General features: G+C 58.0%; 8 protein-coding genes. 2 read left to right on the top strand and 6 right to left on the bottom strand.

Annotated elements, in window-relative coordinates:
* Positions 1-163: 163 nt before the first annotated feature.
* A complete protein-coding gene (gene gltX / locus ACESMW_RS00500; RefSeq protein ID WP_372985137.1) occupies positions 164-1645 on the bottom strand; it encodes a glutamate--tRNA ligase in 1482 nt (493 codons plus the stop codon).
* Between the two features lie 146 nt (positions 1646-1791).
* Here gltX and ACESMW_RS00495 point away from each other — a divergent pair, with 146 nt between their 5' ends.
* Complete coding sequence (locus ACESMW_RS00495) at positions 1792-2718, top strand: zinc ABC transporter substrate-binding protein (protein ID WP_372985136.1); 927 nt, start codon at positions 1792-1794, stop codon at positions 2716-2718.
* On the opposite strand, the gene ACESMW_RS00490 is transcribed toward ACESMW_RS00495, so the two are convergent.
* A complete protein-coding gene (locus ACESMW_RS00490; protein WP_372985135.1) occupies positions 2695-3609 on the bottom strand; it encodes an AEC family transporter in 915 nt (304 codons plus the stop codon). The two genes, ACESMW_RS00495 and ACESMW_RS00490, sit on opposite strands and share 24 nt — an antisense overlap.
* 30 nt (positions 3610-3639) lie before the next feature.
* Positions 3640-4677, bottom strand: coding sequence for a selenide, water dikinase SelD (selD, locus tag ACESMW_RS00485; RefSeq protein WP_372985134.1), 1038 nt, complete (start codon positions 4675-4677; stop codon positions 3640-3642).
* Between the two features lie 172 nt (positions 4678-4849).
* Between selD and ACESMW_RS00480 the strand changes: the two genes are divergently transcribed.
* Positions 4850-6034 carry a trans-sulfuration enzyme family protein gene (locus ACESMW_RS00480; protein WP_372985133.1) on the top strand — a complete coding sequence of 395 codons (1185 nt, stop codon included), beginning with the start codon at positions 4850-4852 and terminating at the stop codon, positions 6032-6034.
* A 4-nt stretch (positions 6035-6038) separates the two neighbouring features.
* Here the strand turns inward: ACESMW_RS00480 and ACESMW_RS00475 are convergent, their stop codons facing one another.
* The 3 genes from ACESMW_RS00475 to ACESMW_RS00465 all read right to left on the bottom strand — a co-directional run bounded on the left by ACESMW_RS00475 (position 6039) and on the right by ACESMW_RS00465 (position 11279).
* Positions 6039-6848, bottom strand: coding sequence for an SDR family oxidoreductase (locus ACESMW_RS00475; protein WP_372985132.1), 810 nt, complete (start codon positions 6846-6848; stop codon positions 6039-6041).
* Between the two features lie 112 nt (positions 6849-6960).
* Positions 6961-8643, bottom strand: a complete 1683-nt coding sequence (locus ACESMW_RS00470) for a methyltransferase domain-containing protein (RefSeq protein WP_372985131.1) — start codon at positions 8641-8643, stop codon at positions 6961-6963.
* Entirely contained in the window at positions 8640-11279 is a 2640-nt protein-coding gene (locus ACESMW_RS00465; RefSeq protein WP_372985138.1) for a DUF3427 domain-containing protein, read from the bottom strand. Before ACESMW_RS00465 ends, ACESMW_RS00470 begins: the two co-directional genes overlap by 4 nt.
* Positions 11280-11321 lie beyond the last annotated feature (42 nt).

Below are 11321 nucleotides of genomic sequence, written 5' to 3'. Positions count from 1 at the left end.
ACCTCAACACTGCCAGTGTTGCGCTCTCCCAGCTGAGCTATGGCCCCTCAACGGCTGCGTATATTAAGGATCCACCCGGGGGGCGTCAACACTTAAAAACACTTTTTTTTCAGTTTTCTGAACGTCCCTGTCCAGATCGATTACTTCTTCGCCAAACCGGTTATTACACACCCAATGCGGCGTATTCTTTCTCCACCTTCTTGGTTTCTTTCTTGGAGAAACCGCCCAGAACCTCCAGGGCGTGACGCAACCGCGACCGGGTCATGTCCGGTCCCAGCAGGGCCATGGAATCCATCACCGACCAGGAATTCGGGGTGCCGGCAATCGCCACGAACACCGGGAACATGAAATCGCCCATCTTCAGCTCCATGGCCTTGGCCAGACCCTTGATGTCGGCAAAGATGTTTTCCTTACTCCAGTGGCGCTCGGCTTCCAGCTTCCACAGGGTGAACTGCAGCACCCGCTTGATCTGGGCCTCTTCCAGCTTGTTGTGGGCGAAGTCTTCCGGAGTCAGGTTGAGCATGCCGGAGAACATGAACTGGGCCATGGGCACCACGTCAGAGAACACCTCGGCCCTGCCCTTCACGTGCGGCACCAGAGCCTTCAGGGCGTCCTCGTTGAACCACCACTGGCGCATGCGCTCCATGAACTGCTCATCGTCGAGCTCTTCGCGCAGCCACTGGCCGTTCAGCCAGCGCAGCTTCTCCACATCAAATACCGGACCACCGAGGGAGACACGCTGAATGTCGAAGTTCTCGATCATTTCATCGAGGGTGAACTTCTCCCGCTCGTCGGGCATGGACCAGCCCATGCGGCCCAGGTAGTTGGTCACCGCCTCCGGCAGGAAGCCCATGCGCTCGTAGAAATTGATGCTGGTGGGGTTCTTGCGCTTGGACAGCTTGCTCTTGTCCGGGTTACGCAGCAGCGGCAGATGGCAAAGCACCGGCATGTCCCAGCCGAAATACTGATACAGCAGCTTGTGCTTGGGCGCGGAGTTGATCCATTCCTCACCACGGAGAACATGGGTAATCCCCATCAGGTGATCGTCCACCACGTTGGCCAGGTGGTAGGTCGGCATACCGTCGGACTTGAGCAGGATCTGGCAATCCACCTGGCTCCAGTCGATCTCGATGGTGCCGCGCAGCATGTCATCAATCTCGCAGATGCCCTCATCCGGTACCTTCATACGGATCACGTACGACTCACCGGCATCCAGGCGGCGCTTGACCTCTTCATCCGACAGTTCCAGGTCGCCCTTGATGCCCGGGTTCATACCCTTGGCCTTGCGCTCCTCCCGGATCGCATCCAGCTCTTCCGGAGTCCGGAAACAGTAGAAGGCGTGACCAGCCGTTACCAGATCCTCCGCATACTGGGCATACATGTGCTTGCGCTCGGACTGGCGATAGGGACCGTGGGGGCCACCCACATCGGGGCCTTCGTCCCAGTTCAGCCCCAGCCAGCGTAGCGCCTGCAGGATATCCCGCTCGGATTCCGCCGTACTGCGCGCCTGGTCCGTGTCTTCGATACGCAGGATGAACTGCCCGCCGTGCTGCCGGGCAAAGCACAGGTTGAACAGGGCCACGTAGGCGGTACCAACGTGTGGGTCTCCGGTGGGGGATGGAGCAATTCGGGTACGTACAGTCATAAACCTTCCTGAAATGTCGGTGGCCGTTTGATAAAGCCGGCATTATACCGGCCCTCCGACGATTTCGCATGGCCATCCCATTGGCGATTCAGACAATCTTGTTATATTATAACATTTCATTCAACGCAGCTTCAGGAAGCCCCAACATGTCGATCTTGTCCCGCGTGGGTCGATCCCTTGCGCCTGTACTCCTTGGCGCCACCGTATTCACAGCCGCGCCCGCAAACGCCGAAGTAAACGTGGTCACCTCGATCAAGCCGCTTGAACTGCTGGTGCGGGCGGTGGCACCCGGGGATGTCCGGGTCACAAACCTGGTACCACCAGGCTCCAGCCCACACAATTACACCATTCGCCCATCCCAGCGGCGCGCCCTGGAGAATGCGGATCTGGTGTTCTGGGTCGGTCCGGATATGGAATCCTTCCTGATCCGACTGCTGTCGGCCGAAGAGTTCCACGGTCGCACTATCGCTCTCTCCGGAGAGGAAGTGGTCGAGGGCGATCACGAGGAAGCGCACGGTCATGATCACGGCCACGGCCATGAAGAAGGCGAGGACCCACATCTATGGGTAGACCCGATGTTGGGTCTCGAGATGGCCCGGGATATTGCAAAGGCACTGGCCGGGCAGGAAGGCGCGGACCAGACGGCGATCAGCCAGAAGCTGGCCGCCTTTGAAGTCGCACTGACCGAACGAGAGGCGTCTATTCGCGAGCAGCTGGCACCGGCGAAGGAGATCGACATCTTCGCCTATCACAGCGCCCTTGTCCGTTTTACCGAGCATTATGACCTGGAACTGGCGGGCATTCTGACCCTCAATCCGGAACTGTCTCCCGGGGCGCGGCACGTGGCCGAGGTTCAGGACAAGTTGCGCAAAGCGACGCACCCGTGCCTGCTGACCGAACCCCAGTTCAACCGTCAGTGGTGGCGCTCCATCACCGAGGGCCTGGACGTGACGTTCAGTACCTGGGATCCGCTGGCCATGGACATCGATGCCACGGAGACCGGTTACATCGACTTCCAGCAATCCATCGCCGACGCCATCCTCCGATGCCTACCAGAGGATACTGAGCATTAACGGAATGGAGGCCATGGCCAGCAGGGTCTGACCACTGATGATGCCCGCCATCAGGGGGGCATCCCCACCCAGCTGCCGGGCCAGGATGTAAGCGGAGGTGGCGGTGGGTAACGTTGCCAGCAACACCGCCACCTGCACCATCAGACCTTCCAGACCCAGCATCCACGCCAGGCCCGCCGCCATCAGCGGAAAGGCCAGCAACTTCAGCACCGACGACACCAGGAACGGCATCGAGGCTCCGCGCAGGGCGGTCAGCTGCAGCCCGGCCCCCACGGTCATCAGCCCCATGGGTAGGGCCAGGTTACTCAGGGGGTGAAGGATTCCCGCCAGCAAAGGATGGAAACCGATCTGGAAATAGCTCCACACCACCCCGATCACCGAGCCGACAATCAACGGATTGGTGACGATGGCCTTCAGCACCTGCCCGAACCGCACCTTGTCCTGATCCGCCACCAGGGTGAACATCAGAATGCACAGCAGGTTCAGCGACGGCACCATGATCGCCACGGCGATCGCCGTCAGGGACAGCCCGTCGTCGCCCAGCAGCATGCCGCCTGCTGCAAGGCCCACGTAGGAATTGAACCGGATCGCTCCCTGATACACGGAGGAGAACACAGGCCCACTCCAGCGCCAGATCAGTTGCACCAAGACCAGCACCAGCGTCATGACCAGCAGCATGGAGCAAATCAGCAGGGCAATATCGCCATAGGCGGACGGCGGCAACCTTGCCTGGCCCAGCTTGAACACCAGCATCGCCGGGAACAGCACGTAATAGGTGAAACGCTCCGCCTGGGGCCAGAAGTCGCCACCGGGAAAGTCCCAACGCCGGAACAGGTGCCCGAGCATGATCAGCACGAACACCGGCACCAGGGCCTGCACCATCACTGGCATATCAACATCTCCAATCCGTGTGTTCGGTCATCAGTCCTTGATCACCACGAAGCTCTCTTCGGAACTGGCCGTTCCCAGCCGCCCCAGCGGTGACAGCTCCAGACCCTGCTCCCGGGCCACGGCTTCGAAGGCCGCACGGCTCTCCTCAGCCACGCAGACCATCAGGCCGCCACTGGTCTGCGGATCACAGAACAGCAGTTTGTCGGCTTCTGTCATCCCGGAGATGGCTTTGCCAAAAGCGGCTGCATTGCGGTGCGTACCACCGGGAATACAGTCTGCGTCGATATAGGGCTGGAGGTTTGGCAACACCGGAATAGCACCGCGGTTCACAGTTGCCCGCAGCCCGCTGCCCCGACAGATCTCCAGCAGATGCCCGGCCAGGCCGAAGCCGGTCACATCGGTCATAGCATGGACCCCGTCCACTTCCGCAAAGGCCTCACCCACCTTGTTCAGCGTCGCCATGTTCTTCACCGCAACCGCAAGATCCTCAGCACTGACCTTACCCTTCTTGGAGGCGCTGGTGAGAATGCCCACACCCAGGGGCTTGGTCAGATACAGCAGGTCTCCGGCTTTGGCCGTGTCATTGCGGATGATGCGGTCCACTGCCACCTGGCCGGTCACCGCCAGACCGAAGATGGGCTCTGGAGAATCGATGCTGTGGCCACCAGCCAGGGCAATTCCCGCCTCGGCGCACACCGCGCGGCCGCCATCGATCACCTGAGAGGCAATCTCCGGCGCCAGCTCATTCACCGGCCAGCCCAGAATGGCAATAGCCATGACCGGTTTGCCGCCCATGGCATAGACATCGCTGACGGCATTGGCGGCAGCAATCCGCCCGAAATCGAACGGATCATCCACCACCGGCATGAAGAAATCGGTGGTACTGATCACCCCCAGACCATTACCTACGTCCGCCACGGCGGCGTCATCACGGCTGCTATTGCCTACCAGCAGGCGCGGGTCCTTGAACTCGGGCGCGTCGGTATGAAGGATGCGATCCAGTACATCGGGAGCAATCTTGCAGCCACAGCCCGCGCCGTGGCTGAATTCGGTCAGTCGGATAGCCAAAGTACGTTTCCTATTTTTCGCATGTAAATGAACGTATTCGGGAAATACGCGCAAGTCTACCCGTCGGCCCGGTTTGCATCCATATCTCCACCGCCCAGATCAACCCCGTACCTTTCAGCGGAAGCATCTCCGTGCAAGAATTCTCGTTCAAGCCCAACCATCAGGAGCTGCAATGAGCAAGGACAACTCCCACGGTCCCGCCACAGGCATCATCCACAACCGCCATCACCGGGACAGCTTCGGCAGCCCCTATTCGCCGGTCTACAACACCACCACCTACCAGTTCGAAAACACAGAAGCATTGCTGGACGTGATCGAGGGCCGCGCGCCGGGCCAACTTTACACTCGCTGGGGCACCAACCCGAGCATCGAGGAGCTGGAACAGGGTCTCGCCCGGCTTGAGAATGCCGAGGCCGCGCTGGCGTTCGCCTCGGGCATGGCCGCCATTTCAGCGACACTGCTGGCCCACGGCCGCAAGGGTATTGTGTGCGTGGGTGATCTGTACGGAGGCACTCAGGAGCTGCTGGTCAGTCACTGCCAGGCACTGGGTATTCCGGTGCATTTTCTGTTCAAGGAGGAGGTGGGCCAACTGGCAAACGCCCTGGATGAACCGGGCAAGCTGGTGTACTTCGAGACGCCGGCCAACCCCAACCTGGCCATCCTGGACATTGCCGCCCTCGCCAGAATCGCCCACGAGCATGGTGCACTGGTGGCGGTAGACAACACCTTCGCCAGCCCCATCAACCAGCAACCCCTGGAACTGGGCGCCGACCTGGTTTTGCACAGCGCCACCAAGTACCTGGGCGGCCATTCCGACCTCACCGCAGGCGCGCTGATGACCTCAGCGGAACTGGCGGCAGCCGTCGTGCCCTGGCGCAAGAACCTGGGGCAACTACTTGCGCCGGAAACCGCCGCCCTGCTCTCACGAAGCCTGCGCACCCTGCCGGTACGTATCCGCCAGCATAACGAGAACGCCATGGCGGTGGCACAGGCCATGGCACAACATCCGAAGGTGCGCCGTGTGCTCTACCCCGGCTTGCCCGGATTTGCCGACCACGAACTGGCAGCCCGGCAGATGAAAGGATTTGGCGGCATGGTCACGATCGAGGTGGACGGAGACCGGGCAGCATCCACCGCGGTGGCAGACAACCTGCGCCTCTTCCTGTTAGCCACCAGCCTCGGCGGCGTGGAGAGCCTCGTCAGCCAACCCTGCGCCACCAGCCACCACGGACTCAGCCAGGAGGAACGTCTCAAGCGGGGCATTACCGACGGCATGCTGCGGCTGTCCATCGGGCTGGAAGACAGTGCAGACCTGATCGCGGACCTCAACCAGGCCCTGGACAAAGCCTTCGGCTAAAACCTCAACGACTGACTAGAAAATCCGCCAGCCGGCGGGTCAGGAATCCGGGCAGCAGCTTGTTGGTGAACCACAGGCTGCGGGCCCGCTTGCCGGGAATGATCAGGAACCGGCGCTGATCGATTCCCCGACGAATCTGCCCAACCGCATACTCCACCGGCAAAGTGCCCGCCATCAGCTTCAACGACTCGGTCTGTTTGGGCCGGCTTTTGCGCTCCTCCACCACCAGCGGCGTCTCCACCTCCGGGGGACAGACCACAGACACATCAATGCCCCTCGGCGCCAATTCCAAGCGCAACACTTCCGTCAGGCCAACCACGCCGTATTTGGAGGCACAGTACGCCGAATACCCATAACACCCGACCAGCCCGGCCATGGACGCCACAAACACCAGCTGGGAACCGGATTTCAGATGCGGCAGCACACCCGCCGCCACATGTCGGGAGCCAAGCAGGTTGATGTTGATCAGCCGGGTGTAGGCATCATCATCGATCTCGTCAAAAGGCGCGGCGATGCAGATACCGGCGCAGTGGATGACCACATCCGGCCCCAGCCCCGCCGCAGCCTCGGAGAACACCTCCCGGACCGAGGCGGGATTACTGACATCCAGCGCAAACGCGCGCACCGAACCTCCGCCGGGGATGGCCGAAAGCTCGGCAACCGCATTTTCCGTGGACTGGATATCAAACAGGGTGACCGCGCAGCCAGAGCGCACATAATCCCGCGCGAGCTGGAGGCCGATGCCGCTGGCACCGCCGGTGATGTAGATGTGTCTGGGAGGATTTGATGACTCGACTTTGCGGGAGTGTCTCATGCAGGGAACGATCTCCATTCTGGTTATTGTTCCCTGTAGCTTAACCAGCCATCACTGAGGAACCTATGCCTTCATTGACGGAGCTTGAAGTGGCCGAGTAGCCAATCGCCACTCAAAGCCCCAGCCACTCCGCCAACTGAAGATTGGTTTTCAAGCGTAAACGCTGCTGCAGCATGCCCTCAAATACGCCGTCCAAGGTACGACTCTCACCCAGTAACGGCAGCGCCGCTTCAGCCTCCGAGTAGAACTGCCGCTCACGTTCCGTTCCGACAATGGCATGCTCCCACCACTCGATCACCCGGGGCCGGGCCTGCTTCAGCAGGGAATCTGCCGGGAGCCTTTCGGATTTCGCAGCATTGGCGGTGTGGGAAGCCGGCAACAGATTCCACAGATCGTTATTGTTCCAGCGGGACCAGGGAAAGCAATGGTCAATATCATAGCGGCTCCGGGAAAGGTCTCTGGCGGTCCACACACACTCCACTGAACCGTTAGACAACTGCTGCTCCACCAGCTGGCGCACCACCGAAGTATCACGCCGCCCTTCTACCCACTGCAGCGCCTTGTGGTAAGTCTCCGACGAGTAGCGAGCCTCCCAGCTGCCCATCAGGTTGATCCACTCATTCACAATGGCCGGCTCTACCCAGCAGGCATAACGGCTGAAGGTATCCCAGAGCATGGCCGGTACGCGGAACCGACCGAAACGGGCCAGGGTTTCTTTATCCAGCCGGACCGGCTCATTGCGAATGGTAAGCCTGCTTGCACCACCCTCGAAGATCTGGCGATTGGTACCTGGCCAGGTGGTGAAATGCGCCGGATTCTTGAGAATGTTTATAGCCGCGAGCCGGATAGCCCGCATAACCACCGGAGCAAACTCCGCCGACAGCGACAACCCCACACGGAAATCCAGCGGCGACAGCTTGCCTAGCTCGTAGAAGTCATCCCCCGCAAAGCCAAGCCCACGGGAACCCGGAGCCTGCCGTAGATGGTGTTTCAGCACCAACGGGTGATACAGCATGATCCAGAAAAGACCCACCGCCCCCAGCGGCAGTTCCACCCAGTCATCCGACCGGTTCAGCACCAGCCCCGGCGCGCTGTCTGCCATACGCACCAGCGTTCGCAGCAGCCCAAGCTTGTAGGTTGAGGATTTGTTGTCATTGATAATGATATGCCGCAATGTCGGCAACGCGCCGGTGCCATCATCCGGCAAGCGGTACACGGCGGTTTCCCACCAGACATCCGCGCGCTTGAGTTGATCGGCACGGGGTGTATCGGGCAAAGGCACCGGCATAACCGCACGGTGGCGGGCGAAGCTGTCCAGCTCTGCCTTGCTGACTTCATAAAACTGCCGCTCGCCATCACCCGGCCCGTGGCGCAGAGTGATCACCAACATGCCGGAAGGAGCCAGCAGCTCCGTCAGAATCCGGAACGCCCGCTCGCGGGAACCGGGCGGAAGGTGCATCCACACCGCAGACACCAGAACCAGATCAAACCGGTAACTGAGTTTGCGGATTTCACTCAGGTCCGGCAGGGAATCATCTACCCACTGGATACTGCGGTGAGCCGTTGCTGCCTCGCCCAGGTGGCACAGTTCGGTCGCAGGCTCCACTGCTACGACGTCCCAGCCACGCTCCGCAAGCGCCTGAGCATCACGGCCGCTGCCCGCGCCTACATCCAGAGCCAGACCGGTTTTCTTATCCAGATAAGGAAGCCAGTCGCTGTGGACCTGTTCGAAGGTCAGGGACTGGTATTGGTTGAAGAATTTCTGGGCGTTTTTGTTGTAGGGGGCGTACGTCATGCTACCGCTAACTTTGCTGCCTGATGCCACATAAAGTTTGGCATAGGCGTACGGAGTTTCCATGTAATGCTCATTGGCTGTGAACCAGTATGGGACACATAGTCGACCTCGCCGTAATTCACAAAGCCCATCGTGCGACCATATTCATCCTTTGCTTGCTCCCTTACAAACAAGAACAATCGCTTGTTGATGGCGGCATGCTCAATATAGTCCTTCCCTCGCCCGCGGTCAGGTCGCGCGCTGTTTTGCGACTGCCAATGAAACAACTCCTCGTTTATGGCGTAGTCGTGATACATGGTGGTCGGGGAAAATTGCTTTTCGTTTTTGTTTAACGTGACAAACAAAAGCTCGATTTTCTGATCCTGCATTACAAAAACGCCTTCTCTTGACGGAGGCTGGTGGTCGAATGTCATTGCACCAAATCCAACCAGAATCTCCTCTCGAGAGTATCGCGCATGCAGGCGTAAAGGTACTTGCTGCAGGTCGGGCATACTTGGTTGCTCATGCTTGGTTTGCGCCAATTTCCAATCGAGCACATCAGAAAGCTCTTGCTTGACCCCCAGCTTGTTGAGTTCGGCCAAGCTCTGGGAAAGTGACTCTAGCTCCAGCTCTGGCCCAGGTTTTTGCCAGAAATCGTAATGGCACATCAAAGCCAGACGATTATCTGCCTGGTCCAAAACAAACCCCGCCTGGCACAACTTCTTAAGGAAAAGCAGATATTGATGATCGTCACACATCAAAATCCGGTTGTAGATCGCCTTTCTCGCCAGTTTGAACGGTGACTCATCAGCAACATTCTCATCTTTGGCTTTACTAACCAGCTCTGACCAACTGCCCCGCTTATACAGCTCGTTCAGATTAATGTGCGGATGATGAGTTAAAAAGTTCTTCAGCGTCAGCGGCTGCACTGAATGCTGAGGAAACTGGCGAACCAGAGACACAAGCCGTTTCATGGTCAGAGTGGCCTGCCGTATATTGCTCAGTACCATCTCCTGGGTTTTCTTGGTCAGCTCTATCCGGCAACCCAAGGGCGCATGAGGGAAGCCTTGTTTCAGTTCATCGGTGATCGAACGTTCAGATTTACCCAGCAGCGCTCTGAATTTATTCGCAAAATCATACTCAGGCCGGGAATTACCGACAAAATCCATAACAGTGCAGCAATCTTTACCGTCCGCCAAACGCAGACCTCGGCCGAGTTGCTGCAAGAAAATGGTCAAGCTTTCCGTTGGTCTCAGAAACAGCAAGGTATCAACTTCCGGAATGTCGATGCCCTCATTGAAGATATCGACGACACACAACACGTTGATCTGCCCTGAACGAATGGCTTGTTGTTTTTGCTGTCGTTCATGGCTGTTGTCACTGGTTAGCACATCAGCCTTGATGCCATGAAATAGTAGCTGCTGGACCATAAAGTTCGCGTGATCACGGCTTACACAGAATGCCAAGGCCTTCATGAATACTCCACGGTAGGCTTCACGAGCCTGTCGCAAGATTTCTTCTCGGTGGGCAACAAATAAAAAATTTGCGTCAGGCTTTGCCTTCAAGAATCGGTGGAAGTCGAAGGCAGAGATTAATGTCTTACCGGTACCTGTGGCAGCCACCACAAGGTTTCGATAACGCTGGTGTACGTCCCGCTCCACAGAAAGCTGTTCCAGAATGTCCTTCTGGTGGGGAAACGGCGTAATATCAAAAAAATGCAACGCACCAGCATCGTCCTGTCCTCTTTGCTGCTTCAGCGCACGCTTGAGTTTTTCAGCACTTTCAGCCTGGCCATCAAACCGCTCAAATTCGTCTGATGCCCAATAGGTTTCAAAGGTGCTTAGGGACTTGTTGATGATGTGGGGAATTTCCTGAGACGTGATTTTCAGGTTCCACTCGAGGCCATTCGTCAACGCCGAGCGGGAGAGGTTTGATGATCCGATGTAACCGGTGTGATAACCCGAATTTCTGAGGAACAGATAGCTTTTGGCGTGCAGCCTCTCGCGCTCGGTGTTGTAGCTCAGCCTCACTTCGGTGTTCGGCAAGCTGGCCAAATACTCAACAGCCCTCGCATCTGTTGCGCCCATGTAGGATGTGGTGATGATTTTCAGCTCGCGACCACTGGCGGTAAAGGCTTCTAATTCCTTCCTGAAAATACGAATCCCGGCCCATTTGATAAATGAAACCAGCCAGTAAATCTTGTCCGCTGACAGAATCTCGCGCTTCAATTCGGACTCGAGTGACAGGCCCGCATTACTTCCCGAGAACAGCTCACTCTGGGTGAGGCCCGTGAGAGGAAAAATGTCTTCTACGTATTGTTTCAGGTCAGCTGCAACGGGGTTCTCCAGCTCATAAAGAGCGGTCAGAATCTTTCCCTGGCTATCAAGAAGGTTCTCTTCCAAAAATCCGTCGTCCTGAATCTGACCTTTGAGCCACATTAGCAGTTGATTTGAAAGCTCAATTTGCTCTTGCAGTCGGTTTTCGCCCGTGGGCACTGACTCAATGGCAAACTCAAGAATATTAGACAGGAATCGAGACAACCACACCGACGCTTCCGCGCTGCTGAGCTGGCGCTCGCCAACATAGAATTTTTCCCGATCCAGGCGGCTCTGGATGAGCTTTGTGATCAGCTGCTCGTAGATTCCGGTTTGCTGCATCACTTAGGTTCCAGTTTGATGGAGCTCACGATGAATCTCATC

Source organism: Marinobacter sp., assembly GCF_041690455.1.
Lineage (GTDB): Bacteria > Pseudomonadota > Gammaproteobacteria > Pseudomonadales > Oleiphilaceae > Marinobacter.
Note: the sequence above shows the minus strand (reverse complement) of the source record. Positions and strands in the feature narration are given on the sequence as shown.

Excerpts from the sequence above, each read along its gene's own strand:
- gltX (WP_372985137.1), bottom strand. The coding sequence starts at position 1,645 with ATGACTGTACGTACCCGAATTGCTCCATCCCCCACCGGAGACCCACAC.
- ACESMW_RS00495 (WP_372985136.1), top strand. The coding sequence starts at position 1,792 with ATGTCGATCTTGTCCCGCGTGGGTCGATCCCTTGCGCCTGTACTCCTT.
- ACESMW_RS00490 (WP_372985135.1), bottom strand. The coding sequence starts at position 3,609 with ATGCCAGTGATGGTGCAGGCCCTGGTGCCGGTGTTCGTGCTGATCATG.
- ACESMW_RS00480 (WP_372985133.1), top strand. The coding sequence starts at position 4,850 with ATGAGCAAGGACAACTCCCACGGTCCCGCCACAGGCATCATCCACAAC.
- ACESMW_RS00475 (WP_372985132.1), bottom strand. The coding sequence starts at position 6,848 with ATGAGACACTCCCGCAAAGTCGAGTCATCAAATCCTCCCAGACACATC.
- ACESMW_RS00470 (WP_372985131.1), bottom strand. The coding sequence starts at position 8,643 with ATGACGTACGCCCCCTACAACAAAAACGCCCAGAAATTCTTCAACCAA.
- ACESMW_RS00465 (WP_372985138.1), bottom strand. The coding sequence starts at position 11,279 with ATGCAGCAAACCGGAATCTACGAGCAGCTGATCACAAAGCTCATCCAG.